This window comes from Kribbella sp. NBC_01484 (assembly GCF_036227145.1).
In the GTDB taxonomy this organism is placed as follows: Bacteria; Actinomycetota; Actinomycetes; order Propionibacteriales; family Kribbellaceae; genus Kribbella.
Genome location: NZ_CP109437.1, coordinates 3,393,985 through 3,419,367, shown reverse-complemented (window position 1 = coordinate 3,419,367; position 25,383 = coordinate 3,393,985). Strand labels below are relative to the sequence as shown.

Sequence of the window (25,383 nt, the reverse complement as noted above, 5' to 3'; positions counted from 1 at the left end):
AGCGAGCGATGCCGGGCAGGTTCCCGCCCTTGTCCCGCGATGCGTCAGGCGAGGTTGGTGGAGGCCCACGTGGTGATGTCCTCGTGGCGGATGGCGGCGGCCATCAGGTCGGGAAAGAGGTCGGGAGTACAAGCAAAGGTGGGTACGCCGAGATCGGCGAGGGCGGCCGCGTTCTCGGCGTCGTACGACGGGGTGCCGGAGTCGGCCAGGGCGAGCAGAGCGATCAGCTGTACGCCGGACTCCACCAGCGAACGCGCCCGCCGCAGCATCTCCTCGCGGACACCGCCCTCGTAGAGATCCGAGATCAGCACCATCACGGTCTCGGCCGGCTTGGTCACGAGCTCCTCGCAGTACGCGAGGGCGCGGTTGATGTCCGTCCCACCACCGAGCTGCGTGCCGAACAGGACATCGACCGGATCCTCCAGCTGATCGGTCAGGTCGACGACCGCGGTGTCGAAGACGACGAGGCTGGTCCGCAGCGTGCGGATCGACCCGAGCACCGCACCGAACAGCGACGCGTACACCACCGACTCCGCCATCGAGCCGGACTGGTCGATCGCCAGCACGATGTCCCGCTGGATGCTGTGGTTCCGCCGCGCGTACCCGACCAGCCGGTCCGGGACGATCGTCCCCAGCGCCGGCGAGAAGTGCTTGAGGTTGGCCCGGATCGTCCGGTCCCAGTCGATGTCCGAGTGCCGCGGTCGTCCGGTCCGGCCAGCCCGGTCGAGCGCGCCGGTCACGGCCGCCCGGGTGCGCTCGGCCAGCCGCGCCTCCAGCTCGGCGACCACTCGCCCGACCACGTCCCGCGCAGTCTGCTTTGTCTCCTCCGGCATCACCTCGTTGAGCGCGAGCAGCGTGCTGACCAGGTGTACGTCGGGCTCGACCGCACCCAGCAACTCCGGCTCCATCAACATCCGCGTGATCCCGAGCCGCTCGACCGCGTCCCGCTGCATCACCTGGACGACGGTGCTCGGGAAGTACTGCCGGATGTCGCCCAACCACCGCGCCACCCGCGGCGCCGACGAACCCAGCCCGGCCGATCGTTGTGCCTCCGCGTCGTACAACGCGGCCAAGGCGGCATCGACGGATCGGTCCTGGGCGGAGAGCGTCGTACCGGTCTCCGGCTCGGCCTCGCCGCCCAGCACGAGGCGCCAGCGGCGCATGCGTTCCTCGCTCATGAGACCCCCAGCAGCTGCGCGACGACGGGAAGGACGGACGCCGCCAGCTCGGTGTCGAGATCGTTGTCATCAGCAACGACTAGTGCGGCCGGATCGCCCAGCGCGCGAGCCCTGGTCCCGATCGACCGACGCTCCGGCGCGGCGAACGTCCCGAAGGTACGGCGCAGCAACGGCAACACCTCGAGAAACGCATCGTCCGGGACGGCACCCAGCCACGAGTCCACCAGCGCCAGCAGGCGCTCGTCGTGCACCAGCAACAGACCGCCTCCGGCCAGGAACCCCTCGACGTACCCGGCCGCGTCGGCGGTCGGCGTACCCGGAGACAGCGCTCGCCCCAGCCGCAGCGCGACCTCGTGATCCGGTAGCCGCGAGGTGTCGAGCATCAGCCGGGTCAACCGGCCGCGGATCAGCGGCGGCACCGAGACGCGATCGCTCAACCCCTGCAACGTGTTCAGCCACTCCGACCGCACATTCTCGGCCAGCAACACCGTCGCGTCCTGCACGCCGTCGATCAGCTCTTGTACGGCGGCCGCCGCATCCGGATCGAGTCCGTGCACAGTCCGGCTGAGGCCGGCGCAGATGCGCGACACCATCCGGCCCGCGACCGCGGCGAGCCCGGCGGTGTCGGTGCCCCGGACATCGCCGTACCGCGAAGAGCGCGCGAGCGCGGGCAACGCTGCCATCAGGTGGCCGACGTCGGCATCGGCGGCAGCGCGGGTGTCAACACCCTGCAGCAATGACGGCAACGCCTCGGCGAGGTCGGCGAGGAGCGACTTCTCCAGCGCGGCGGTGACCTCGGCGAGCGTCGAGGATTCGTCACCCACGCGCAGCATCACCGTCGTCGCGGCGCCGACCACTGTCGTGCCGTGCGCACCAGCGGCGACCAACTCGACCTCGAGGCCGGGATCCCAGGTCAGCCGCCACATCTCCCGGAAGGTGCCCTGCGCCCGCCGTTCGTCGGCGGCCGGCACACCCCAGTGCACCCCGAGAATCCGCAGGCGGTGCAGGAGTCTGGACTTCTCCAGGTCGTTCGGCTTGCGCAGGTCGAGCTCGATCACCCGCTCGGTCGCGTCCCGCTTCATCCGCAGCCGGCGGGCCTGCGCCGCGAGATCCGCCGCGACCGGAGCCTGCGGCGTCTCCCCGGGCACCGTGCCCAGCAGCTCCCCGACGACCGCTTCCCGCGTGACGAGATCAAGCAGTACGTCGTTCCCGCCGCAGAGCACCGCGCGCGTCGCCTCGGTCACCTCGCTCAGCCCGGCCAGCGGACGTCCCCGCAATGCGGCCAGGGTGTCCGCGAGCCGGACCGCCTCGATGACATGGGCGCTGGAGACCGGCAGATCCTCGGCCCGCAGGACCCGCGCGACCTTCGACAGCCAGCGGGTGGTGATCTGGTCGGGGGCGGTGAACAGGTGGTGGTACCACCCCGGTGAGGTGATGCCGGCCCCGTACCCGCTCGCCGCCGCCAGCCGGCCGTGCGTCCAGGGAACCCAGGTGCAGGCGACCTTCCGCTTCGGCAGGCCTTTCAGGATCCGTTGGTCATGAGTTGCCGGAGGCAACGGTAACTCCAGCGCGGGCACGTGCCAGGCGCCGCAGATCACCGCGATCCGTTCGAACCCTTCCCGGATGGCCTTCCGCAGCACGGTGCGCATGTAGGCCTCACGCTGCGCCTCGCGACCGCCTGACCGGGGCGGTGGGGCGGGGGAGGAATCAAACACTGCGACTTCATCGCGGCGGAGTTCGCGCATCGCGTCGGCGATCACGGTGAACGGTTCGGCACCTTCGCGCCGCGACTCGATCACATCGTCCCACCAGCGCTCGGGATCGTCGTACCCACCGGCATGTGCAAGCGTCGCCAGCGGATCCATCGACGCCGCCCGTCGGCCGCCACCACCGGACGATGCGAACTGATGCGCGGCCGGCAGATCGCAGAACCGCACCGGCACCCCGGCTGCGAGCGCGTACTTGATCGCCTGCCACTCGGGACTGAACACCGCGAACGGCCAGAACGCGGCCCGCGTCGAGTCGTCGACCGCGTACGCCAGCAGCGCGACCGGCGGCTCCATCTCCTCCGACCCGGCCAACTCCACGACCTTGTCAGCCTCCGGCGGCCCCTCGATCAACACCACATCCGGCCGAAGCTCGGCCAGCGCAGTCGCCACCGCCCGCGCCGACCCCGGCCCGTGGTGCCGAATCCCCAGCAGATGAACGCTCATCCAGAGATCTCTCGGCAGGCTCGGTAGAACGGCGCCCAGCCGTCACGTTCGCGGACCACGGTCTCCAGGTACTCCGACCAGACGACGCGGTCCGCGGAGGGATCCTTGACCACGGCACCGAGGATGCCGCCGGCCACATCGGTCGGCCGCAGGACGCCGTCGCCGAAATGAGCCGCCAGCGCGATGCCACCGGTGACGACGCTGATCGCCTCCGCGGTCGAAAGGGTGCCGGACGGCGACTTGACCGCGGTCCTGCCGTCCTCGGTCCGGCCGGACCGCAGTTCGCGGAAGATCGTGACCACGCGGCGGATCTCGTCGAGTGCGTCGTCGGGTTGCGGCAGCTCGAGCGCCGTACCGAGCTGTGCCACTCGGCGGGAGACGATCTCGACCTCGTCCTCGGCCGAGTCCGGAAGCGGGAGTACGACGGTGTTGAACCGGCGGCGGAGTGCGCTGGAGAGTTCGTTGATGCCCTTGTCGCGATCGTTCGCGGTCGCGATGACGTTGAAACCCTTGCGGGCTTGGACTTCCGTGGCCAGTTCGGAGATCGGGAGCGTCTTCTCCGACAAGATCGTGATCAGCGCGTCCTGGACGTCGGACGGCATCCGGGTCAGCTCCTCGATCCGGGCGATCTTCGCCTCGGTCATCGCCCGCTGCACCGGACTCGGCACCAGCGCCGCCTCACTGGGACCCTGGGCAATCAACTGGGCGTAGTTCCAGCCGTACCGGATCGACTCCTCGGCAGTCCCCGCCGTGCCTTGCACGAGCAGGGTCGAGTCCCCGCTGATGGCCGCCGCCAGGTGTTCGCTGACCCACGTCTTCGCCGTCCCCGGTACGCCGAGCAGCAACAGCGCCCGGTCTGTCGCGAGGGTCGCCACCGCCACCTCGATCAGCCGCCGCGGACCGACGTACTTGGGCGAGATCTCCACGTCGCCCGCCTTGCCGCCGAGCAGATACCTGACCACAGCAGCCGGCGAGAGCAGCCACGCAGGCGGCCGAGCTCTGTCGTCCGCCGCAGCCAGCGCGGCCAACTCCCCTGCATACTCCTCTTCCGCATGCGGCCGCAGTACTTCAGTGGTCATGCCAGCTCCTCATACATCTCACGACGGAAGATCAAGGTCTCGACGAGGCGGCGGCGCCAGGTGTCTTCCTCGCCGGTCGGCTCGCGGGTGATCGGATGATTCAGTACGTCGGGCGGCACCGCACGCGCCGCGATACTCGCCAGCCGGGCCCACGCGCGGTTGGTCCCCACCTTGGCCAACTGGTCGAGAATCATGCTCGCCAACGAAGCCGGCCACGGCACCGGCAGGCCACCCACCAACTCCGCGACGTCGACTGTGGTGCGGAGAGTGTCGATCGCGCCGGCCCACTCCTCGGCGGGTAGCAGGCGCAGCAACTCCGCAGGACTCCGGCTGCCGGTGCCGGCATTCGCTCGCAGCAGCTCCCGCGCCCACCGCGTCGCGAGATCCGGCGCCTCGGCCGCTCGCCCGGCGGCTTGGCGCGCGGTGCCTTCTCGGATGGCGGCCTCTGTCCACCCCGACTGCAGCACCTCCGGTGCACACCCTTCCACCGGTAGGTGGAGCCAGGCGGTATCCATCTCCGACAACGGGGTGTTGGCGACGATCTGCACGAACCACCACGCCCGCTTGCCCACTCCCTCCGGGTTCTGGGAGTCGATGCCGTCGCGTTCCATCGACTGGGTGACGCGTTTCGGAAGGTCGACCGCGAGCACGCCTTGCGTGAGGGTCAGGTGGGAGTGCAGGCGCTCGGTCATGCGTACGCCGTACTGTGCGCCGGGGACTCGGGCGAGGAGGCGGGCGGCGGCTCGGCGGACTTCCTTGGAGCGGTCGTCGAGGGCCGCCTCGAGGAAGTCCTCGTCCTGCTTGGACAATCCGTCGGCGAGCAGGCTCAGGAAGTCGGTGCGGGTGGCGGCGGACTCGGTCGGCCAGACCTCGGCCAGGGCTTCGCGAGCGGCCTCAGGGTCTTGCAAGCGGAGAGTGCGGAGCCAGGTACGCCGTTGCAGGGCGTTGCCGTGGGTCCACAACTCCGGGTCGTTGCTTTCAGCAACTGCAGCGTGAAGAAAGCGCCATTCTGGGTTGACGTCCGCGAGCCACCGGGCGCAGCGGCCGGCCGCGGTGATGACGAGCGGGCGGTACTCGGCCCGGTTGCGGGCGTAGTCGGCCAACGCCGGCAGGTGTTCGGGCGGCACGCCCCAGCCGGAAGCATCAGCGGCCCGCAACCACTCGCCGAGCGCCGTCGCCTGGAAGCCACCGAGCATCGCGGCCAACCGCCGGATCGCGACCGGCCGGGGCAGCGGCCGATCCTCACCAGGGGCCGCCGGCAACGGTTCGACCTCACGAAGCGGCGTGCGCCCGGCCCGTTTGTAGACGGTCGCAAGCGCCGCCGCGTCCAGCAAACCGCCATCGCCCAGTCGTTCCTGCACATGTTCCGGCAATTCCTCGAAGTGCGGCGGCCGCCGGTCCGTACCGAGCAGCGCCGAACTCACCAGCCCGTCCCAGCCCTTCACAGGATCACCGGCCGATCGTCGTGCCAGCAGGTCATCGGGCGGAAGCCGGCGCGGTTCCACTCACCTGCGACGGTGACCGGATCGCCGGCGGACACCGCGAGCAGTTTCCACGGATCCACGCCGGGCAGGATCTCGAGCCCGTCACCGGCCGTGTCCACGAGCGCCCAGCCCTCGCCGTACCGAGCAGGTCGGACGTCCTGCAGGACCAGCGGCCAGCGTTCGTTCCACGGGTCGGCTGCGACGGATTCGACGTACGACGCCAACGCCTGGCGCGCGGTGAATCCGGATGGCCGGGGCGCGGGCAGGCGGGGAGCGGTCTGGGTCAGGAGGGCACGCATCGGGAGCGCACCGGGGTAGAACGACAGCGCACCCGGGACGTACTCACCCGGCCGCGCCGGCAGTGGGTCGAGCGGACGTCCGGCGGCGGCGAAGGTGAGGATCAGGCCGAGCCGGCCAGTTGTTGCCCCGCGCAACCATACGCGGCGGACCGTGAGCCGCTCGTCCGGCTCGATCACCCGGCCGAGCACGAGCCAGTCGTCCTCGACCTTCTCGCCCTCGGCCAGCACCCGCGCGGTCTCGACGGTCCAGCCGATCCGGCTCTGCACGGTGTCGGCCAGCGACGGCGGCAGCTCGGCCAGCCGGTCGTGCGCGGAGACGATCAGGTGAATGAGCGAGAGCTCCTCCAGCAGTTCGCCCGGCCATCCGTGACCACGGCCGATCACCCCGGCTGCGCGCCGTACCGCTCCCGCCACCCCGGGCGCCTGCGCGTCGACCATCCGGGCGGCCAGCCGGCTGAGCTCGGTGTACGCACGCTGGTCGAATCCACCGAGCCCTTGCCGGACCTGATCATCGAGCCAGCTGGCCAGCTCCGCCATCCCGGCCGACACCCGGTCGGCCCGCCGGGACGCCCGCTGCTGCGCGGCCAGCGGGTCGGCGACCTCACCCGCCTTACGCTCCGGCCGCTCCGCGCGAGCCCCGCGTTGCTCCACCCACGACGTCACCCACTCCGGCTCGTCGCCCGCCCGCACCTCGCCGCCGGCCCATAACAACAGCAGCCCGAGCGCATGCTTGCACGGGAACTTCCGGCTCGGACAGGAGCACTTGTACGCCGGTCCGCTCAGGTCGACCGTGACCTGGTACGGCTGCTTGCCGCTCCCCTGACACAGCCCCCACACCGCCCGCTCGGACGAGCCGGTCTCGGGCCACTTCGCCGTACGGGCCTGCGCTTGACCGGCCTTCGCGGACGCAGGATCAGACGCCAGCCCCAGCACCTGCTCCACATCCCACGGCCCCACGGCACTCCTCGCTCGACAACCCCTCCCCCGGAAGCATGCCACCCGCCCCCGACATCCTCCCAAGAGCTCACCCGGCATCGCGTCTCCCCACCCAACCCGACGACCCCAGGCCCACGTAGACCCGGGCCCACGTAGACCGGGCCCACGTAGACCGGGGAGGGAAATGCACCTCCACGGGGGTAAAACCCTCCCCAGTCACCCCGCCTCCACCCAAACCAAAACTCACCGCACGCCGCCCGCCGCGAGAGCGCAAGGGGGGTCGCGACCAAGCGGGACCGAGTCGTGGATCGCGGTCAGCCTCGACCGATCTCCAGCCGCCAAGATCCACGACTCGGTGCTCTCGCGGAGTGGAGCCGTGAATCACGGTCACACCTGAGCCCAAGGGCCTGCCGTCGGCCAGAATCCACGACCCACCAATCAGCCACCCCGCCCACGGACCTGGCAGACGCTGAATGGCGCGCGACCGAGTTCCCCGGCTACTTGGCATGGCACGGGCGTCCTCCCGAGGCACCGTTGACCGGGGAGGGAATTGCAATCCCACAGGGGTAAAACCCTCCCCAGTCACCGCGCCGGCGGTGGTTGGTTGGCGGGGGAACGGGGTGGAGGGGTGGGGTTAGCCGAAGGCTTGGCGGTGGTGGGGTCACGCGGTGGGATGGCCGCGCCGACGATCGCCTGGGCGAGGGCCATCAGGCCGCCCATCGCCAGGCCCTGCAGGACGCGGGCACCGATCAGGAACGGGACGTTGTGCGCGGCGCCGGCGAGCGCCGACCCGGCCACGAACATCACGATCGCGAGCTGGACCAGCAGCTTCTTGCTGATCAGGTCGGAGAGCTTGCCCCAGACCGGCGTGGACACGGTCATCGCGAGCAGGCTGGCGGTGATCACCCAGGTGTACTGCGTCTGGGAGCCTTCCAGGTCCGCGATGATCGTCGGCAGTGCGTTGCTGACGATGGTCGAGCTGAGTACCGCGGTGAACAACGCGGCGAGCAGCCCCGCCAGGATCTCCAGGATCTCGCGGTGGGAGAGTCCTGGGTCGGCGGCAGGGGTGGAGGCCGGGGGTGTGGCCGTGTCCAGAGTCCGGGTGGCAGACATCGGGTTCCGTTCGTACGCGGGGTCGCTGCGGCCGGGGCAGCGCGGGGCGCTGCTCCGGGGCGGAAACGGCCGGCAGGTCCTCACCCAGCCTGATATTTGGTTGCGATAACCAACAATAGGCCCGCAGCGTCAGCGACCGCTCACCGGGAGCTACCTACCGCTCGGCGTCTTTTCTTGAGACGACATCTCCTCGGGAGAGGGTTTGCCACGTACGATCCGGTTCCAGTTGAGAGATCAACGCTCGGCCCCCGGCGGTGCTGTCAGGGCCCGCCGGGGGTCACCCGAAAGCGGAGACGAGGACGTCGACGCACGCCGCCGGGCGACCCGGTGCGATCACGAGGTTGCCGGGAGCGCGCAGCGGTGGCGCGAACGGCCCCATCCACAGGACGCCTTCGGCCGATCCGCACGACGTGCCGTACACGACGGACCAGGCCGGCGAGCCGGTCGACATCTCGACGATCGTGGCTTCCAGGTCGTCCGCCGGCCGTCCCAGCACCGGCTCGAAGCCGGCGTCCCGGCATGCCGCGGTGAGGAACTCGCGCAGCCAGGGGTCGGCCGGCAGACGCATCGGCAGACCGGCCAGGTCGACCAGCTTCACCCCGTCGTCCGCCCGGTACTCCGACGGCACCAGGACCGACAGCGGATCCTGCCAGAGCTCGATCACCCGGAGATCGGCGGCGGCCACCTCGCCACGGACGAAGGCCGCATCCAGGTCCCCGGATCGAAGGGCGTCGAGATGATCGGCCGCGGTACCGGAGCTGAGCTTGATCTCCAGGTCCGGCGTGCTCGCCCGCAGGGCGGCGAGGCCGCGCTCGAGCCGGTCCCGCAGACCCGGCGCCGTGCCGATCCGGAGGACGCCGGCCCGGCCGGAAGCGAGCTCCGCGGCGACCCCGGTGGCGTGATCCGCGGCGGCGAGGATGGTCCGGGCCTCGCGCAGCATCCGCTCGCCGTCCCCGGTCAACCGAACGTGGCGCGACGAGCGGTCGAGGAGCTTCAGACCGAGTTCGCGTTCGAGCCGGGCGACCTGCTGGCTGACCGCGGGCTGGACGATGTTCAGCCGCTCGGCGGCCCGGCCGAAGTGGAGTTCCTCGGCGACGGTGACGAAGTACCGCAGCTGCCGCAGCTCCATCGGCCACCCCCAGCGATCACGATTCCTTATCACTGCACAGGGTAGCCGCGTCTTGGTCACCGATCGCCGCGCTCGTTGACTTGTCGACATGAGAATCGGACTGTGGATCGAGGAAGAAGGCCTCCGGATCGACGAGGTCGGCGCGGCCGCGAAGGCTGCTGAGGACAGCGGGATCGACCGGATCTGGTTCAGCCAGCGCACCGGCTGGGACGCCCTCACGCTGATCGCGGGAGCGACACCGTTCACCTCCACCATCGGCTTCGCGGTCGGCGTCGTACCGATCTACCCGCGGCATCCGATGGCCCTGGCGGCGCAGGCGCTCAGCGTGCAGGCGGTGACGGGCAACCGGCTGACGCTCGGGATCGGGACGAGTCATCCGCACATGGTCGAGGGGATGTTCGGCCTGTCGATGGACCGGCCGGCAACGTACATGCGCGAGTACGTCGAAGCGCTCGGCCCACTGCTCTCCGGCGAGCCCACCAACTACGAAGGCGAACGGCTGACGGCCCGCGGCCACATCGAGATCGCCGGCGCGGAGGCCCCGGACCTGATCCTGGCCGCGCTGGGTCCGCGGATGCTCGAGACCGCCGGCCAACTGACCGGCGGGACGATGACCAGCTGGGTCGGACCCGACCTGGTCGAGAGCTACATCCGGCCAACCATCGACCGAGCCGCCACCGCCGCGGGCCGGCCGCAACCACAGGTGGTCGCCGCTGCCTGTATCGCGCTCACCGACGATCCGGACGCGACCCGCGAGTGGATCCGGGAACGCTTCGGTGCCGCCGGCGACATGCCGGCGTACCGGGCGGTGCTCGATCGCGGTGGGAAGGCGGGACCGGAGGACACTGCCGTGCTCGGCGACGAGTCGGCGGTGGCGAAGGAGATCCAGCGATTCGCGGACGCCGGGACCACGGAGTTCGTGTTCTGTCCGGTCGGGACGCCTGACGAGCACGAGCGGACGGTCAGGTTCGCCCTCGACTACGCGGCACAGCAGTAGCCGCTGCCGGGTCCGGCGGCAGGAAGTGCGCGTGGAGGTCGATCACCCTCATCCCGCCACCGGGTGTAGGAGGTCGTCCAGACCGATCCGGCGGAGCAGTTCGGCGCGGACCCGGTCGGCCACCCCGTTCACCACCGCGGCGCCGTCGTCCGACGGGTCGATGTGCACCCGGAACGGCCGGCGGCCCTTCTCGGTGCCGACCACGGTCACGATCGCCTCGGCGACCTCGGCGACATCGGCCCAGGCCGGCTCGAGCTCGGCCAGCTTCTGGCTCACCTGCTCCATCAGACGGGCGTACTTCGTCTCGTACGCCGCGACCACGTCCGCGTCGGCCGGGGAGCCGCTGTGGGCGAAGTGGTTGGTGCCGTGCGTGAAGGCGCCTGGTACGACGATCGTCGTCTCGATCCCGAACCGCGCGACCTCGAGCGCGTAGCTCTGCGCCAGCGCGTCCATCGCCGCCTTCGCCGCGAAGTACGGAGCCAGGTACGGCGGGGTCCCGCCGCGCGTGCTCGAGCTACCGACCCACACCATCAGGTCGTCCTGCTGCTCGCGGAGGTGCGGGAGCGCGGCGCGGTTGAGGCGCTGCGTGCCCACCACGTTGGTGTCGTACAGGTCGGCCAACTGCTCCGGCGTGAACGCTTCGGCCGGACCGGTGACCATGTGACCGGCGTTGTGCACGAGTACGTCGAGACGCCCCTGCTCACTGATCACGGTGGCGACGGCCTGCTGGACGGACGCGTCCGTGCTGATGTCGAGTTCGAGGGCGCGGAGGTCGACGTTGTGCTCGGACGAGTACTGCTTGGCGTCCGCCGCGGCGGCCGCGTTGCGGCCGGCGACATCGCGCATCCCGGCGTACACGATGTGGCCGGCGTCGGCCAGGGCGCGGGCAGTCAGGGCGCCGAAACCGCTCGACGCGCCGGAGATCAGGACTGTCTTGCTCATAACGGTCTTCCTTTCAGCACGAGGTTTCAGGCGGCCGAGCCACCGTTGGCGTAGATGAGCTGGCCGTTGATCCATCGCGCCGGACCGGCCAGGAAGGCGATGATCTCGGCGATGTCGGACGGCTGGCCGAGGCGCTCCAGCGGCGGCTCCGCGGCGATCCGGTCGATCAGTTCCTGCGACTTGCCGTCGAAGAACAGAGCGGTCGCGGTCGGGCCGGGGGCCACGGCGTTGACGGTGACGTCGCGGCCGCGCAACTCGCGAGCCAGGATCAGCGTGATCGCCTCGACGCCGCCCTTGGTGGCGGAGTACGCGGAGTAGTTCGGGCGGGCCAGCTTGGTCAGTGAGCTGGAGATGTTGATCAGCGCGCCGCCGGTGCGGAGTCGCCGGACCGCCTGCTGGTCGACGACGAAGGTGCCGCGGAGGTTGGTCCGGACGATCCGATCGAAGACCTCCAGGTCGAGGTCGGCCAGTGGTGCCAGCGGCATGATCCCGGCGGCGTGCACGACCACGTCGATCCCGCCGAACTCCTGCTCGGTCCGGTCGAACAGCGCGGCCACGGCGGTCTCGTCCGCGACATCGGCCTGGACCGCGATCGCCCGGCCGCCGGCCTGCTCGACCTCCTTGACGGCTTCCTCGGCTCCTGCCTGGCCGCCGACGTACACGATCGCCACCGCGTAGCCGTCCCGCCCCAGCCGGACGGCGGCCTCGCGGCCGATCCCGCTCGATCCACCCGTCACGATCGCGACCCGTCCGGCGGTGGTGTTCTCGGTCATCGTCCTGCTCCTCGATCTCGATGTCTTGCTGACATCTCGATCCTGCTCCGGACGATGCATCACGTCCAACGACTCAAGTCGATAGGTAAATCAATTCTGTTGATCCACGGCGCGGCCGAGTTCGGTGCCGGGCGGGTGGCGGAGGTGGGTGCTGACCAGGCCGAGCAGGGCCCGGAGCGCGGCCGTCGGCTTCCGTTTCTTCAGCGTGGCCATATAGAGCGACCACTGGAACGACTCGCCGGCGATCCGTACGACGCGGATCGCGTCCACCCCGCTCACGGCGTAGCCGGGCAGGATGCCGAGGCCGACGCCGTGGGCCACGAACTGGACGCCGTTCTCGATGCCGAGCGCCTCGACCACGACATGCCGCGCGATCCCGGCCGCCTCGAAGGTCTGGTCGATCAACGTCCGGGTACCGAAGCCAGGTGGAAAGTCCACGAACGCCTCGTCGGCGAGGTCGGCCAGCGTTACCGTCCGCCGGCGCGCGAGCCGATGCCCGACCGGGACCGCGAGGACCTGCGGGACCCGGAGCAGCTCCCAGGCGGTCAGCTCACGCGGCACACTCCCGGCCGCGATCCCGAGGAAGCCGACGTCGATGTCGCCGTTGCGCAGCCCGACGATGACACCGGCCGAGCCGTCGGCATCGACCCGCAGTTGCAGCTCGACCTTCGGGTACCGCCGCCGGAACTCGCCGGCCGCCGCGGGCAGATCGACCAGTCCGAGCCCTGGCAGCAGCCCGACCCGGACGGATCCACGCATCCCCGCGCCGATCTCGTCGACGACATCACGAGCGCCCTGGACGGCGTCCATCACCGCGAGCGCCTCCGGGAGCAGCGCCGTACCCGCCTCGGTCAGCACCACACGCTGGGCGCTCCGCTCGAACAGCGTGACCTTCAGATCTCGCTCCAGCGCGGCGATCGCGGCGCTCACCGCGCTCTGCACGACATGCAACCGCCGAGCGGCCAGCGTGAAGCTCCGCTCGTGCGCCACCGCCACGAAGTACTCCAGCTGCCGCAATTCCACGGGAAGAGCGTACGTAAGAACGGGTAGTAGTAGCCGTCAGCCAAGCCCTGGCGAGGCGAGCACGCGGGCGGCGGTCCGAGTCGGCCGACCACTACCCGTTCTTACGTACGTCAAGATCGTCGGCGTCGCTCCGACCTCTCCGTGAAAGGCCACCGAGAGAGACAGGATGGGAATCGTGACGAACCTTCAGGACCAGGTGCAGGGGCGGCTCGACGAGCTGGTGGAGGCCGAGCTCGGGCTGCAGGCGGCGGTCTACCACCGGGGTGAGCTGGTCGTGGACGCGGTCGCCGGGGACATCACGTCGGACACGCTCTTCTACGCGGCATCCACCGGCAAGGCAGCCGCCGCGACGGTCGCGAACGTGCTGGTCGACCGCGGCGTGCTCGAGTACGACGCTCCGATCGCGGACCTCTGGCCCGAGTTCGCGGCCAACGGCAAGCAGAAGGCGACCCTGCGGCACGTGCTGACCCACTCGGCCGGCCTGCCCGCGCTGGCCCCGGACACCACAGCCGACGATCTCACCGACCCGGCGAAGATCACGTCGTACCTGGCCGCGGCCGAGCCGTGGTGGGAGCCGGGCACCAAGATGACCTACCACGCCATGACGTTCGGCTACCTGGTCAGTGAGATCGTCCGCCGCGCCACCGGCCGGCGGATCTCCGACGTACTGCGGGAGATCGCCGAGCCGCTCGGGATCGCCGACGAGGTGTACTTCGCCGTACCGCAGGATCAGCTGCACCGGGTCGCGACGCTGGTCGAGTCGGAGGGCGCCGAGGACACGTTCGCGATGGTCGCCGGGCTGTTCGCCAAGGTCACCCCGCCCGGCCTCACCCCGCGCGCCGCCCGCTGCAACCGCCCGGACCAGCTCACCGCCGAGATCCCCTCCGAAGGCGTGCTGACCGCGCGCGGCATCGCCAAGCTGTACGCCGCTCTGATCGGTGAGGTGGACGGTGTCCGGCTGGTCCGCCCGGACGCGGTCGCGGAGATCACCGGGCCGGCACTGACCGCGCCGGACGAGCTGATGGGTAATCCCGCGACGTGGGCGCTGGGCTATCCGATCGGCCGGCTCGGGTCGTCGGCGGAGGAGAGTCCGACGTCGTTCGGGATGCCGGGGATGGGCGGCAGCGTCGGCTGGGCCGACACGCGCTCGGGCGTCGCGTTCGGTCTCACCAGGGTGCTGTTCGACCCGGCGCAGTCGGCGTCGGCGGTCGAGATCGGCAATCTGGTTGCGAAAACTCTCTGCTGAAACCCCTTACCTGCAAGGGTTCTCAGCTCCTAGGACTCGCGCACCGACCGCTCGTCGACCCAGACGAGGTGGCCGTGGTGGCTGACGAGCACCTCGTCGGCCCCGGCCGCCCCGGCCCGGCGGCCCAGCTCCTGCCCCGCGATCCAGCGGCCGCCGAGGCGGACCTGAACGGCGGTGGGCCGAGCCGGGGAAGTGGCTACTGGCATGGCACCTGACTTCTGGACAGGGGCGGGAGTGGTGGGATGGCGTCGTACTGCTCTGGGGTGGTGCTGAAGATCGGTCATCGTCGCCCTCGCAGGGAAACAAAGCCAACTTCGGGGGGCTGGCTTCTCAACCAAAGGCCACCCTACAACCGCCAGATGACGCGCCGTTAGCGGTAATTCGGATTGGTCGCGAACCGAACACGACCGCACAGAATCGCCCGTCTGCCAGGGGATCCGGCCGGCGCCGGAGTGAGGAATCCTCAGGAACGCGCGACGATCTGCTGCAGGGCCCAGGAGTTCCCGTCGGGGTCGCGAAAGAAGGCGAAGAGCCCCCACGGGAACTCCTGCAGGTCCGACACCTCGACACCGCGGGCGAGCAACGCGTCACGAGCGGCCGCAACGTCGGGTACGACGATCTGCAGCCCGCGGACCGAGCCGGGTTCGGATTGGTCCATACCGCTGCCGATCGCGATCGAGCAGGCCGAACCCGGCGGGGTCAGCTGAACGAATCTCAGTTCGTCGGTGACCCGATGATCGTGGTCGGCGACGAAGCCGACTTTGTCCGTGTAGAACGCCTTGGCCCGGTCCACGTCGGACACCGGCACCGACACCAACTCCAGCTTCCAGTCCATGGCCCGCAACCTATGCCAAGGAGGTGCGGATGCTTAAGCCCGGCCGCAGGGGGTAGAAAGGTCACCAGAACCTTCTGACCGCGGTCCAGACCCGTGCCGCGCCGTGACTCCAGTCGCGAGGTCAGACCCAAAATGAACACCGCACAATCCAGCACCACCCCCGAGCCGCCGACCGATCCGGCCGAGCGGCGGGACCACGAGACCAGATCGCTGCTCAGCCGGCGCGCCGCCGCTACCGACGACCAGGTCCGCCAGGCACTCCTGGAGCAGGCGATCGAACTCAACCTCGGCATCGCCCACAGCATCGCCTCCCGTTTCCACGGCCGCGGCGTGGAGGCCGACGACCTGAACCAGGTCGCGTCCCTCGGCCTGGTCAAGGCCGCGCACAGCTACGACCCGACCACGGACACCCCGTTCCTCGCGTACGCCGTACCGACCATCCGGGGCGAGGTGAAGCGGTACTTCCGCGACTGCTCGTGGACCATCCGGATCCCCCGGCGGCTGCAGGAGTTGCAGGGATCCATAGGCGCGGCCCGGCCGGGACTCGTCCAGGATCTCCACCGCGAGCCCACACTGCGGGAGCTGGCCGACGCGATCGGCGCGGACGTCGAGGACGTGACCGCCGCGCTGTCCGCGGACGGATGCTTCGCGGTGATGTCGCTGGACCGTCCGCTCGAGGGCGACGCGGCCGTGCCGCTGGCCGAGACCCTCGCGGTCGACGACACATCGTACGAACGGTTCGAGAACGTCGCCGTGCTCGAACCGGCTCTGAACAGCCTGCCACCGCGCGAGCGTAGGATCGTGACCTTACGGTTCGTCGAGGAGCAGACCCAGGCGGACATCGGCGCCGAGATCGGGGTGAGCCAGATGCAGGTCTCCCGCCTGCTCCGCGGCATCCTCGGCCGGCTGCGGCGCCGGATCGAACCGCCGACGGCAGCTGCGGCTTGACCCCGAGGCCCATCTTCGTGGTGCAGCTGCATGATGCTCGGCGGCTGCACTACGACGTTCGGCTCGAGGTCGACGGCGTCCTGAAGTCGTGGGCGGTGCCGCGCGGGCCGTCACTGGATCCGACCGTGAAACGACTCGCGGTGTTCACCACCGACCACGATCTGGAGTACGCCTCCTACGAGGGCGTGATCGCGGACAGCCAGTACGGCACCGGCGCGGTGATCGTCTGGGACGCGGGCGTCTTCACCAACCTGACCCGCGACGATCGTCACCAGCTGGTCGACCCAGCGGCGGCGATCGAGCGCGGGCATCTCAAGGTGCAACTGCACGGCGTGAAACTGAACGGCGCCTGGGCCTTCACCCGCACCGGCGAGGACTGGCTGCTGGTCAAGGTCCGGGACGCCGAGGCCGATCCGGCCGTGGATCTGACCGTCACCGAGCCGCGCTCGGTGCTGAGCGGTCTGACCATCGAGGAGATGGCCGCGTCCTGATCTACCAGGTGTCGAGGTGGAGGACGTCGTCGAGCGGTTGACGAGGCGCCGGCTTGAAGTCGGTCCCGATCGTGTAGGCGGTCGGGATCAGCACTGTCTGCCGGATCTCTTCCGGGAGCCCGAGCAGGTCGGCGACCTCTTGTTCGTAGTTCATGTGCAGGGTGGTCCACGCCGTACCCAATCCGCGGGCTCGGGCGGCGAGCATGTAGCTCCACGCGGACGGGAGGATCGACCCCCAGAGGCCGGCCTGGTTCCCCGCGGGCAGCGATGCGGCCTCGAGGCAGGGGATCACCAGTACAGGCACCTGGCCCATCCGCTCGCCCAGGTAGGCCACGCCGTCCCCGATCCGGCGCTGGATGGGTCCGCGCACGGGATCGTCGGCGTACAACTTGCCGGCGGCTCCGGGACCGGCCAGGTACTTCTCGACCGCGAGGCGGTAGTACTCGCCGATCGCGGCCCGCTTGTCCGCATCCGTGATCACCAGCCAGTGCCACTTCTGCCGATTGCTCCCGGACGGTGCCTGCAAGGCGATCTCGATGCACTCACGGATCAGCTCGAGCGGGACCGGCTTCTCCAGATCGAGCCGCTTTCGCACCGTGCGAGTCGTGGTCAGCAGTTCGTCGGGCGACAGATCGAGTGTGGTCACCGCACCACTATCTCAGCAGGTGTGCAGTGAGCTGGGGTGGACCTTTTCGCAGAAGCGGAAGTGCAAGTGGTTGTCATGGTTGGGCCACTGAGTGGTCAGGCCCTCGTTGATCAGGGTCGGGTCGTTGAAGAAGATGAGGCGGACATGGCCGGGCGCGGCCGCCTTGATGGACTGGATGAGTTGGCGGGTCGCGGCTCGGTCGTACGTCGCCGACTGCCACGTGATCCGGCCCGCGGTGCACTGGGCGTTGTCGGTCCGGATCGGCCAGACGTCGATGTCCAGGCCGACATCGTGGCTGCTGTGGCCGGGGATGTCGCCACCGTGCTCGAAGCCGGCATCGCCGTACGGGACCTGACCCTGGCCAGTCGACGCGAACGCGCGAGCGCCCTGCTCCAGTTCGGCGACGGCCGCGGCCGTGGCCCAATTGGCCGCCGTACCGTTGCCGTCCGGGTCCTGGTCGCACAGGTTCGCACTGAAGTCCGGATAGTCGTAGTGCCAGGCGAGGTTGCGCCACGTGATCGGGCCGACGACGCCGTCCGCGCCGATTCCCGCGTGCGACTGGAAGGCCACCACCGCGTCGTGGACCGCCGTACTGAACACTCCGTCGACGGCTAGGCTCAGCCGGCGCTTGGCGTTCAGCTCTACCTGCAACGCCTTGACCGCCGCGTTGTTGTCGCCGGATCCGATTGTCGGCGTCAACGCCGTCCACGTCTGCGGACCGACGATCCCGTCGACGCCCAGCCCCTTGGCCGTCTGGAACGCCTTGGCCGCCGTGACCGTGGTCGCGCCGAAGACCCCGTCCGCGTCGACGGACTGCCCGTTGTACTGCAGCAGGTACTGGATCGCCTGGACGTCGGCACCGCGGTTGCCGCTGCTCTGGGTCGGAAAGAAGGCATTGGCATAGGCGTACGCCGGGGCTGGCAGACCGGCCAGCAGGATGACGGCCAGCAGCGCGAACACGAGACGTTTCATGGCTCCTCCGGGGCGGGTGAGGATGCGTTACTGACTAACGTTCACCAGCCACCATCGGGCACAATCTTGCCCATCGCAAGGCCTCACTCGAACGGCGTGGGGTCCCCCGCGCCGACCCGGACGATCTCGGGTACGTCGTCGGAGAAGTCGATCACCGTAGTGGGCTCGGTGCCGGCCTCACCTTCGATGACCGCGTCGATCTGGTTGTCGAGCTCTTCCTTGATCTCCCAGCCTTGCGTCATCGGCTCATCATGGTCGGGGAGCAGCAGGGTGCTGGAGACCAGCGGCTCGCCCAGCTCGGCGACCAGGGCCTGGGTGACCACATGGTTCGGGATGCGCACCCCGACCGTCTTCTTCTTCGGGTGCAGCAGCCGGCGTGGTACTTCCTTGGTCGCCGGCAGGATGAACGTGTAGCTCCCGGGCGTCGCCGCCTTGATCGAGCGGAAGACGGCGTTGCTGATGTGCACGAACTGCCCGAGCTGGGCGAAGTTCTCGCAGACCAGTGTGAAGTGGTGCCGATCGTCCAGGTGCCGGATCGCCTTGATCCGGTCGATCCCATCCTTGTTCCCCAGCTGGCAACCGAGCGCGTAGCAGGAGTCGGTCGGGTACGCGATCAGACCGTCCTCGCGCAGCAGGTCGACCACCTGCCCGATCGACCGCCGCTGCGGATTCTCCGGATGCACGTCGAAATACCTGGCCATGGCCGCCGAGCCTACCGCTGCCGACTCCGTCAGGATCGTCGGCGCAGGTACTCCACCGCCGTGTTGAATGCGGAGTCCCGGCCGCCGCTCAGCTCGGCCGGCGTGAAGACCGGCCGCCGGATGTCCGGTGGGATGCCGGCGCCGTCGTACGACGTCCCGGCTGCGGTGCGGTACACCTCGTTCGGCAGGAAGAACGTCCAACCGTTCGGCAACGTCCGGTCCATGGTGTCGGAGAAGACGCCCTGGGTGTTCTCGCCGATCCGGATCGGCCGCGGCGTGCGATTCATCATCGCCATCGTGAACGTCTCGCCCGCGCTCAGCTGCGATCCACCGGTCAGGATCGCCATCGGCCCGGTGAACCTCGACTTCCCGGACGGAACGACGTACGCCGGTTGCGGCGCGGTGAACGACGACGGGTCGGCCGGGTTGTTGCGGGTCCGCTTGGAATAGGCGAAGTACGGGCGCGCGGTCAAGCGGGATGCCAGGTCGAGTCCGAGTTGATCCGAGCCGCCGCCGTTGAGGCGCAGGTCCAGGATCAGCTTGCGCGGCTTGGTCGCGAGGATCGTGTCCAGGGTCCGGTCGAGCACGGCTCGCTCGGAGGCGTAGTGCGGGATGTCGCCGTACCCGAGGAAGCCGATCACCCGGAGGTATCCGATCCCACCGGGGAGTTCGGCGTACCCGATCCGGTCGTTCGCGTACGACGTGTAGCGGACGCCGTGCAACGTGGTGTGCTCGATGTACGGACGGATCACGTTCGTCTCGAGCTCCAAGGTCGGGAGCGTCGTCCCCGGCCGGACGCCGGCGAAGTCCCGGTCCGGCGTACTGATGCCGGTATGCGCGTCACCCAGCGGACGGATCATCGCCGTGAGGACGTCGAACAGCGCCGCGTCGGAGGTCACCTGCGGCCGGTACTTCGCGCGGACCGCGGTCCAGTCGATCCCCTTGGCGGCGAAGAACGGGTAGTTCTCCGCGAAGGTGGTCCAGAACTGATCGAAGGTAGCCAGCGGACCGGTTGCCCCCGGCATCGAACACGCGGCCGGGAGCTTCGGGACCCGGCGCAGGTGCCGCGCCCCGACGTCACCCTCGAGCCGAAGCTCCGCGCGATCCCGGTGGACGGCGAAGGTGAACGACTGCTCGCCGTCCGCGGCGAAGGCGGTGCCGTCCTGGGTGTACTCGGCGCTCGGGGTACAACTGATGCTCGTGGTCTGGTAGAGCTTCGCCTTACCGTTGTCAACGGCAACGATCGTGCCGTAGCCGTCCATCGCCCACACCCCGGTGGCGGATCCCGCGGCGGTAGCGGCGAGTGGAGCGGACAACGGAGCCGCCACCAGTCCGGCGGCGGCTCCGACAGCCACCAGCAAGCGGCGCGCGGGGCGGAGAGTCGTCAGAGTCATGCCGCCAGCCTGGTCGGTGGCCGGCCTCACCGACAGGAGGCAATCACCCCAACCAGAGGTGGAGCTAACACCACCGTCCTACTTCGCCAGACCGAGCGACGTCGCCGTGACGACAAGGTTGTCCGCGTAGCCGCCCCGGGAGGCGTCGTACGGTCCGGTGCAGGTGATGAGAACCAGCCGGTGGTCACCGGTCTGAGTGAAGGCGCCACTCTTGGTCGCGAGCGCGTCCTTCGGTACCGACACGATCGACTTCACCCTGTACGACGCCGTACGCCCCGAACCATTGAGTACGACGACCTCCCCTACCTGCACGCGCCGCAACCGCGCGAAGAAGCCGAGCCCCTCGGTCTTGGTGTCGACGTGACCGGCCAGGACCACCGAGCCGAACGGATCACCAGCCTCGGCCCCACCGTCCCACCAGCCGACCCGCTGAGCCTTCGCCGGCACCTGGAGCTGACCGTTGACGGTTGTTGCCGGAAGCACTGGTGCGCTCGCGCCGCCGGGCAGCACGACTTGTTCGGGGACGAAACGGATGCGCTGACTCGGGGCCGGTGTCCCGACCCGGCCAGGGGGCGCGGTCACCGGCTCCGACGGCGTGGGGATCGTCGGGGTGATCTCGGAACTGAACCTTGGTACGGACGGCGGCGCCGGCGTTGAGGTGCCGCCATCCGTACCCGGACTGGGCATGGCGCTGTCGTCCTGGCCGGAACAGCCTGCCAGGACGACACCACACAGCACCGGCCCGATCAGCCACCGTTTCAGCGACGTACCACCTTTCGCGCGACCTTGCGGCCGGCCACCGCACGGACCGTCACCACAGCCGCGAACAGTCCGGCCAGCAGCACCACGACCCAGAGGCCGGACTCGTTGGACGGGGCCGAGTTTCGCGCCTGGTCAAGCTCTGCCGCCTGTCCGCCGGTCCCGGTGTTCACCAGGTTCGGTGTGCCCGACCCCGAGGCCGGGAGTTTGATCGTGCCGACCGCGACCGTCATCGTCTTCTGACTCGGTGCGCCGACCGCGAATACCCGGGTCAGATAACCAGCCTTCGCCGGCAAATCCAACGGACCGAGAACAACAGGTGACGTCGCGCCGGTGGGCACGATCTCGACCTTGTACGTGGCCGCCGGAACGACTACGTCGAGGGATTCCCCGTTCGCGACATTGGAGAACAGCACTTTGCCGTTCACCAGGATGTCGGCCGGGCCGACCGCCGCGGTGTGCGCCACCCGGAGCGCTGCCTTGTCCTTCGGGACCGAGTCCAGCTTGTTCGCGTACGAGGTGATCACCGGCGCCCCCGTCGGCGAGGCCGGCTGATGGATCACGACGTCCATGCTGGCCCCGGATCCAGCCGTCACCTGACGCTGGATGACCACCTTCCCGCCCTGCTTGGCAGTGATCATCCGCTTGCCCGCAGCAACCCCGAACGGCCCGACGATCTGCGCCGCCTGGACGCCGGTCGCCACCGAGTGGCCGTCGATGCTGATGTCCAGGGTGCGCCCCGGCAGACCCTGGACGATGTACAGGTTGGCGCCGGCCGCCCCCTGCGCCGGCGTCGCGAGCACCGCCGGCGCGGCCGCGACGGTGACCGCCAGGAACAGCGGAATCACCCTTCGAAATACCGGACCACGAATTCTCGTTAATACACGTTGTGATACTGACCGGAATTGCCCGGACACGCTCCGTCCCTGCATTTTGCGCCCCCTCCGTAGCTCACGGAAAAATACGGCGGTAATTGCCGCACCCCACTAATTCGGGCGTATCGTAAGCCCCAGTCCGATCCGGCCGGAAGGGGTAGCGGCCAGGTCCGTTTTTGGGGGGCGATGACTCATGTCGGGACGCACTCGTCCGGGTCGTGAGTTCCTCCCTTCGTCAACGGGGGTGGAGGACCTCACCCGCACCACGGTGCGGGTGCTGGCGGCGGCCGCGCTGATGCTGGGGCTGAGCGCGACCGCCGCCTGCACGGACGGCGGCAGCGGCCCGGTCGCACCCAGCCCCGGCATCGACCGGGGCTCGGCCACGCCCACCCCGGAGGCCGGCGGCACGGTCAGTCCCGGTCCCGGTGTGACCAAGCCCGGCATCCGGATGATCGCCGTACCGCGCAAGGACGGGTCCTTCGACATGACCGAGGACGTGATGTTGCCCGAGGCCATGAACATCCTGCAGCTCCAGGTGCCGTCGTCGGGCGAGCACCTGCCCGGGATGATGGCCAAGACGAGTCCGCAGGTGACGGACCTGAAGGTCATCGCCGACGACCAGTCGGTGCCGGTCCAGAACACCACCGTGAACGGCTCGGCCGACCTGCCGTTGACGACGGCCGCCACCAGGGTCCATCTGACGTACCGGCTGTCCGGCTCCGTGGTCCGCAGGACGCAGTCGAAACCAGAGCGGGCCGGCGCGGCGATCCGGCCGCTCACCGCAATCACCGAAGGGACCCTGCCGACCACCTTCTCCGTCACCGGTGGACTGCTCAATGCCGTCTGCCCACTGATGACCGACACCCGGTGCGCGGTCGGCGATCCCCCGAAGCTCGGAATCCTGCCCAACATCCCGGCCAGCAAAGCCCTCGTCGTACTGCAGTTGGATCTACCGCGCTGACCTGAGCCGCTATCCGCGGCCCCTGGCAGCAGCGAGCAGGTGCTCGGCGGAGTGCAGCGCAAGGCGGAGGACGGGGCTCGGAGTGGGTTTCTCCGTGCCCCGTCCTCCAACGCCGCGATGTGCCCGCCGAGTGCCGCGCAGCGCGCCAGGGGCCGCGGATAGCGGCTTAGGCTGACCCCATGAGCGATGACTGGATCGCGTTGGGGACGAGCCGGGGGCGGTGGGTGCTCGCGGCGACGGCGCTGGGGTCGGGCATGGCGTTCCTGGACGGCACGGTGGTGAACGTCGCTCTGCCGGCGATGGGCGAGGACTTCAACGCGGGCATGGCCGGCCTGCAGTGGATCGTCAACGGCTACATGCTGATGCTGGCCGCCCTGATCCTGCTCAGCGGCTCCCTCGGCGACCGGCTCGGCCGGCGGCGGGTGTTCGTCATCGGGGTGATCTGGTTCGCGGTGGCCTCGATGCTGTGCGCGGTGGCGCCGACGCTCGAGGTGATGATCGCGGGCCGGGTCCTGCAGGGCATGGGCGGCGCGCTGCTCACTCCGGGCAGCCTGGCCATCCTGCAGACATCGTTCCAGCGCTCCGACCGCGCCAAGGCAGTCGGCATCTGGTCCGGCCTCACCTCGGTCGCCGCGGCGGTCGGCCCGTTCGTCGGCGGCAGCCTGGTCGACAGCGGCTCGTGGCGGCTGATCTTCGTACTGAACGCACCCATCGCGCTGGTGACCGTCCTGGTCACTCTCCGGCACGTGCCCGAGACCCGCGACGAGACAGCGACCGGCAAGCTCGACCTCAACGGCGCAGCCCTGGTGACGATCGGTCTGGCCGGTCTCACCTTCGGCCTGATCGGTGCCGGCGATGATGGCTTCGGTTCTGCGCGCGTCCTGATCAGCCTCGCGATCGGCGTACTCGCGCTGGTGGCCTTCGTCGAGGTCGAGCGCCGCAGTTCGCACCCGATGCTGCCACCCGGCATCTTCGCCAACCGCCGCTTCACCGGCGCGAACCTCGTCACGGTCGCCGTGTACGGCGCTCTCGGCACCTCGACCTTCCTCCTGGTCGTGTACCTGCAGACCGTCCTCGGGTACTCCGCTCTCTGGGCCGGCGCGTCCCTGCTGCCGATGACCCTGCTGATGCTCGGCCTGAGTGGGTACGCCGGTGGTCTGTCCGAGCGGATCGGCGCCCGGATCCCGATGACGGTCGGACCGCTGCTGATGTCAGCCGGATTCCTGCTGATGCTGCGGATCAAACCGGGCTCCAACTACTTCATCGACGTACTGCCCGCCGTCGTCGTCCTCGGACTCGGCCTGGTGTCGACGGTGGCGCCGCTGACCGCCACCGTGCTGTCGTCGGTCGACGACCACCACGCCGGGATCGCGTCCGGGGTGAACAACGCGGTCGCGCGGTCGGCGCAACTGATGGCGGTCGCCGCGATCCCGATGGCGGCCGGGATCACCGGCGACAGCTACCGCGATCCCCTTGCCTTCCAGAACGGGTTCGACAACGCGCTGTGGATCACGGCGGTGCTGGCCATAGCCGGCGCGGCGATCGCCTGGTTCAGCCTCGCCGAGCCGAGGACGAAGCCGAGCAAGATCCGGGGCCTCGTCCACCACCACACCACCTGCGCTCTCGAAGCCCCGCCCTACGCCGATCCCCGGCTGAATCAGCGCAGCGCGAGGTAGTGCTTGCGTACGGCTGGATCGAGCCGCTCGATCGCATAGCGGAGCATGGTGCGAGGCATCTGCGTCGCGTGCTGGTCGAGGAACGCCAGTAACTCCTCCTCCGAGACTCGCTTCCCGGCTTCGCGCAACATCCAGCCGGACGCCTTGTGGATCAGATCCTCCCGATCGCCGAGGACCTCGGCGGCCAGCGCGTAGGTGTCCGCGGTCTGACCGACCCCGATCAGGAACTGCGTCGCGATCAGCGCGATCCGGCGCTCCCACAGTGATGCCGAGCGGACCAGCGTGTAGAGGATGTCCCGGGGCTTGTCGACCACGTAGCCGCCGACGACCTGCGGAGCACTGCAGTCGACCAGGTCCCAGTTGTCGACGTACGCCGTACTGCGTAGATAGAGTTCGTGGATCGCGGTGAGTTCGGCCGGGTTCGCCGTACGCGGCTTGAGACTGCGGGACGCGCGATCGGCGAGCAGGCAGAGGATCGTCAGCCGGTGCTCGTGAACCGGGCTGGTCAATGCTTGCTCGAGCTCGGGCAGCGGGAGGTCGGCGCGCAGGTACGGCTTGAGGATGCCGCGGATGGTCGACAGCTTCACCCCGATCATCCGGTCGCCGTGGCCGTAGCCACCCGGCTGCAGCTGGAAGTACCGTGACAGCGCCTCGGCCACCGCCGGGTCGGCCGCGGCGTCGACCTCGGCGAGCAGGTCCTTCGTGGTCAGGTC

25 protein-coding genes are annotated in these 25,383 nt (G+C 69.5%); 6 read left to right on the top strand and 19 right to left on the bottom strand.

Annotated elements, in window-relative coordinates; genetic code table 11:
• Window positions 1-44: 44 nt before the first annotated feature.
• From OG555_RS16855 to OG555_RS16825, 7 genes are all read right to left on the bottom strand, one after another.
• Window positions 45-1,178 carry a VWA domain-containing protein gene (locus tag OG555_RS16855; protein WP_329483840.1) on the bottom strand — a complete coding sequence of 378 codons (1,134 nt, stop codon included), beginning with the start codon at window positions 1,176-1,178 and terminating at the stop codon, window positions 45-47.
• Window positions 1,175-3,391: a DUF5682 family protein gene (locus OG555_RS16850; RefSeq protein WP_329483839.1), complete on the bottom strand. Its 2,217-nt coding sequence runs from the start codon at window positions 3,389-3,391 to the stop codon at window positions 1,175-1,177. Before OG555_RS16850 ends, OG555_RS16855 begins: the two co-directional genes overlap by 4 nt.
• Window positions 3,388-4,470: an ATP-binding protein gene (locus OG555_RS16845; RefSeq protein WP_329483838.1), complete on the bottom strand. Its 1,083-nt coding sequence runs from the start codon at window positions 4,468-4,470 to the stop codon at window positions 3,388-3,390. Before OG555_RS16845 ends, OG555_RS16850 begins: the two co-directional genes overlap by 4 nt.
• Window positions 4,467-5,915 (bottom strand): DUF5691 domain-containing protein, encoded by a 1,449-nt coding sequence (locus OG555_RS16840; RefSeq protein WP_329483837.1) that lies wholly within the window; start codon window positions 5,913-5,915, stop codon window positions 4,467-4,469. Before OG555_RS16840 ends, OG555_RS16845 begins: the two co-directional genes overlap by 4 nt.
• Entirely contained in the window at window positions 5,912-7,210 is a 1,299-nt protein-coding gene (locus OG555_RS16835; protein ID WP_329483836.1) for an SWIM zinc finger family protein, read from the bottom strand. The genes OG555_RS16840 and OG555_RS16835 overlap by 4 nt, the downstream gene beginning before the upstream one ends.
• Before the next feature lie 561 nt (window positions 7,211-7,771).
• Complete coding sequence (locus OG555_RS16830) at window positions 7,772-8,302, bottom strand: MFS transporter (protein WP_329483835.1); 531 nt, start codon at window positions 8,300-8,302, stop codon at window positions 7,772-7,774.
• A 277-nt stretch (window positions 8,303-8,579) separates the two neighbouring features.
• The gene (locus OG555_RS16825) at window positions 8,580-9,431 is read right to left on the bottom strand and encodes a LysR family transcriptional regulator (RefSeq protein ID WP_329483834.1); all 852 of its coding nucleotides are present in this window, start codon (window positions 9,429-9,431) and stop codon (window positions 8,580-8,582) included.
• Window positions 9,432-9,519: 88 nt separating this feature from the next.
• Between OG555_RS16825 and OG555_RS16820 the strand changes: the two genes are divergently transcribed.
• Window positions 9,520-10,428 (top strand): TIGR03564 family F420-dependent LLM class oxidoreductase, encoded by a 909-nt coding sequence (locus OG555_RS16820; RefSeq protein WP_329483833.1) that lies wholly within the window; start codon window positions 9,520-9,522, stop codon window positions 10,426-10,428.
• 48 nt (window positions 10,429-10,476) lie between these two features.
• Here the strand turns inward: OG555_RS16820 and OG555_RS16815 are convergent, their stop codons facing one another.
• The 3 genes from OG555_RS16815 to OG555_RS16805 all read right to left on the bottom strand — a co-directional run bounded on the left by OG555_RS16815 (window position 10,477) and on the right by OG555_RS16805 (window position 13,166).
• Window positions 10,477-11,370, bottom strand: coding sequence for an SDR family oxidoreductase (locus OG555_RS16815; RefSeq protein ID WP_329483832.1), 894 nt, complete (start codon window positions 11,368-11,370; stop codon window positions 10,477-10,479).
• Window positions 11,371-11,396: 26 nt separating this feature from the next.
• Window positions 11,397-12,143 carry an SDR family oxidoreductase gene (locus OG555_RS16810; RefSeq protein WP_329483831.1) on the bottom strand — a complete coding sequence of 249 codons (747 nt, stop codon included), beginning with the start codon at window positions 12,141-12,143 and terminating at the stop codon, window positions 11,397-11,399.
• Window positions 12,144-12,233: 90 nt separating this feature from the next.
• Window positions 12,234-13,166, bottom strand: coding sequence for a LysR family transcriptional regulator (locus OG555_RS16805; protein WP_329483830.1), 933 nt, complete (start codon window positions 13,164-13,166; stop codon window positions 12,234-12,236).
• Window positions 13,167-13,341: 175 nt separating this feature from the next.
• On the opposite strand from OG555_RS16805, the gene OG555_RS16800 reads away from it, so the two are divergent.
• Window positions 13,342-14,412, top strand: a complete 1,071-nt coding sequence (locus OG555_RS16800; protein ID WP_329483829.1) for a serine hydrolase domain-containing protein — start codon at window positions 13,342-13,344, stop codon at window positions 14,410-14,412.
• 29 nt (window positions 14,413-14,441) lie between these two features.
• On the opposite strand, the gene OG555_RS16795 is transcribed toward OG555_RS16800, so the two are convergent.
• Both OG555_RS16795 and OG555_RS16790 read right to left on the bottom strand, forming a co-directional pair.
• Window positions 14,442-14,618: a hypothetical protein gene (locus tag OG555_RS16795; RefSeq protein ID WP_329483828.1), complete on the bottom strand. Its 177-nt coding sequence runs from the start codon at window positions 14,616-14,618 to the stop codon at window positions 14,442-14,444.
• A gap of 257 nt (window positions 14,619-14,875) precedes the next feature.
• A complete protein-coding gene (locus tag OG555_RS16790) occupies window positions 14,876-15,247 on the bottom strand; it encodes a VOC family protein (protein WP_329483827.1) in 372 nt (123 codons plus the stop codon).
• 132 nt (window positions 15,248-15,379) lie between these two features.
• Here OG555_RS16790 and OG555_RS16785 point away from each other — a divergent pair, with 132 nt between their 5' ends.
• Window positions 15,380-16,195 carry a SigB/SigF/SigG family RNA polymerase sigma factor gene (locus tag OG555_RS16785; protein WP_329483826.1) on the top strand — a complete coding sequence of 272 codons (816 nt, stop codon included), beginning with the start codon at window positions 15,380-15,382 and terminating at the stop codon, window positions 16,193-16,195.
• A gap of 17 nt (window positions 16,196-16,212) precedes the next feature.
• Complete coding sequence (locus OG555_RS16780) at window positions 16,213-16,686, top strand: DNA polymerase ligase N-terminal domain-containing protein (RefSeq protein WP_329483825.1); 474 nt, start codon at window positions 16,213-16,215, stop codon at window positions 16,684-16,686.
• Between the two features lies 1 nt (window position 16,687).
• Here the strand turns inward: OG555_RS16780 and OG555_RS16775 are convergent, their stop codons facing one another.
• The 6 genes from OG555_RS16775 to OG555_RS16750 all read right to left on the bottom strand — a co-directional run bounded on the left by OG555_RS16775 (window position 16,688) and on the right by OG555_RS16750 (window position 22,006).
• Window positions 16,688-17,332, bottom strand: coding sequence for a nitroreductase family protein (locus OG555_RS16775; protein ID WP_329483824.1), 645 nt, complete (start codon window positions 17,330-17,332; stop codon window positions 16,688-16,690).
• 12 nt (window positions 17,333-17,344) lie between these two features.
• The gene (locus OG555_RS16770) at window positions 17,345-18,304 is read right to left on the bottom strand and encodes a penicillin-insensitive murein endopeptidase (RefSeq protein ID WP_329483823.1); all 960 of its coding nucleotides are present in this window, start codon (window positions 18,302-18,304) and stop codon (window positions 17,345-17,347) included.
• A gap of 83 nt (window positions 18,305-18,387) precedes the next feature.
• Complete coding sequence (locus OG555_RS16765; protein ID WP_329483822.1) at window positions 18,388-19,005, bottom strand: L-threonylcarbamoyladenylate synthase; 618 nt, start codon at window positions 19,003-19,005, stop codon at window positions 18,388-18,390.
• A gap of 29 nt (window positions 19,006-19,034) precedes the next feature.
• Window positions 19,035-20,399: a S41 family peptidase gene (locus OG555_RS16760; protein WP_329483821.1), complete on the bottom strand. Its 1,365-nt coding sequence runs from the start codon at window positions 20,397-20,399 to the stop codon at window positions 19,035-19,037.
• A 78-nt stretch (window positions 20,400-20,477) separates the two neighbouring features.
• Window positions 20,478-21,086, bottom strand: coding sequence for a class F sortase (locus tag OG555_RS16755; protein ID WP_329483820.1), 609 nt, complete (start codon window positions 21,084-21,086; stop codon window positions 20,478-20,480).
• A gap of 71 nt (window positions 21,087-21,157) precedes the next feature.
• On the bottom strand, window positions 21,158-22,006 hold the full coding sequence (locus OG555_RS16750) for a DUF4397 domain-containing protein (RefSeq protein ID WP_329483819.1): 849 nt from the start codon (window positions 22,004-22,006) through the stop codon (window positions 21,158-21,160).
• Window positions 22,007-22,277: 271 nt separating this feature from the next.
• Here OG555_RS16750 and OG555_RS16745 point away from each other — a divergent pair, with 271 nt between their 5' ends.
• The gene (locus OG555_RS16745) at window positions 22,278-22,994 is read left to right on the top strand and encodes a hypothetical protein (protein ID WP_329483818.1); all 717 of its coding nucleotides are present in this window, start codon (window positions 22,278-22,280) and stop codon (window positions 22,992-22,994) included.
• A gap of 179 nt (window positions 22,995-23,173) precedes the next feature.
• Window positions 23,174-24,670 carry an MFS transporter gene (locus OG555_RS16740; RefSeq protein WP_329483817.1) on the top strand — a complete coding sequence of 499 codons (1,497 nt, stop codon included), beginning with the start codon at window positions 23,174-23,176 and terminating at the stop codon, window positions 24,668-24,670.
• On the opposite strand, the gene OG555_RS16735 is transcribed toward OG555_RS16740, so the two are convergent.
• Entirely contained in the window at window positions 24,652-25,329 is a 678-nt protein-coding gene (locus OG555_RS16735; RefSeq protein ID WP_329483816.1) for a DNA alkylation repair protein, read from the bottom strand. The genes OG555_RS16740 and OG555_RS16735 overlap by 19 nt on opposite strands.
• Window positions 25,330-25,383 lie beyond the last annotated feature (54 nt).

Bases quoted from the DNA above. Each gene is read 5' to 3' on its own strand.
- OG555_RS16765 (WP_329483822.1), bottom strand. From the start codon at position 19,005: ATGGCCAGGTATTTCGACGTGCATCCGGAGAATCCGCAGCGGCGGTCG.
- OG555_RS16830 (WP_329483835.1), bottom strand. From the start codon at position 8,302: ATGTCTGCCACCCGGACTCTGGACACGGCCACACCCCCGGCCTCCACC.
- OG555_RS16790 (WP_329483827.1), bottom strand. From the start codon at position 15,247: ATGGACTGGAAGCTGGAGTTGGTGTCGGTGCCGGTGTCCGACGTGGAC.
- OG555_RS16810 (WP_329483831.1), bottom strand. From the start codon at position 12,143: ATGACCGAGAACACCACCGCCGGACGGGTCGCGATCGTGACGGGTGGA.
- OG555_RS16825 (WP_329483834.1), bottom strand. From the start codon at position 9,431: ATGGAGCTGCGGCAGCTGCGGTACTTCGTCACCGTCGCCGAGGAACTC.
- OG555_RS16770 (WP_329483823.1), bottom strand. From the start codon at position 18,304: ATGAAACGTCTCGTGTTCGCGCTGCTGGCCGTCATCCTGCTGGCCGGT.
- OG555_RS16845 (WP_329483838.1), bottom strand. From the start codon at position 4,470: ATGACCACTGAAGTACTGCGGCCGCATGCGGAAGAGGAGTATGCAGGG.
- OG555_RS16820 (WP_329483833.1), top strand. From the start codon at position 9,520: ATGAGAATCGGACTGTGGATCGAGGAAGAAGGCCTCCGGATCGACGAG.
- OG555_RS16795 (WP_329483828.1), bottom strand. From the start codon at position 14,618: ATGCCAGTAGCCACTTCCCCGGCTCGGCCCACCGCCGTTCAGGTCCGC.
- OG555_RS16785 (WP_329483826.1), top strand. From the start codon at position 15,380: ATGAACACCGCACAATCCAGCACCACCCCCGAGCCGCCGACCGATCCG.
- OG555_RS16755 (WP_329483820.1), bottom strand. From the start codon at position 21,086: ATGCCCAGTCCGGGTACGGATGGCGGCACCTCAACGCCGGCGCCGCCG.
- OG555_RS16815 (WP_329483832.1), bottom strand. From the start codon at position 11,370: ATGAGCAAGACAGTCCTGATCTCCGGCGCGTCGAGCGGTTTCGGCGCC.
- OG555_RS16855 (WP_329483840.1), bottom strand. From the start codon at position 1,178: ATGAGCGAGGAACGCATGCGCCGCTGGCGCCTCGTGCTGGGCGGCGAG.
- OG555_RS16740 (WP_329483817.1), top strand. From the start codon at position 23,174: ATGAGCGATGACTGGATCGCGTTGGGGACGAGCCGGGGGCGGTGGGTG.
- OG555_RS16850 (WP_329483839.1), bottom strand. From the start codon at position 3,391: ATGAGCGTTCATCTGCTGGGGATTCGGCACCACGGGCCGGGGTCGGCG.
- OG555_RS16760 (WP_329483821.1), bottom strand. From the start codon at position 20,399: ATGACTCTGACGACTCTCCGCCCCGCGCGCCGCTTGCTGGTGGCTGTC.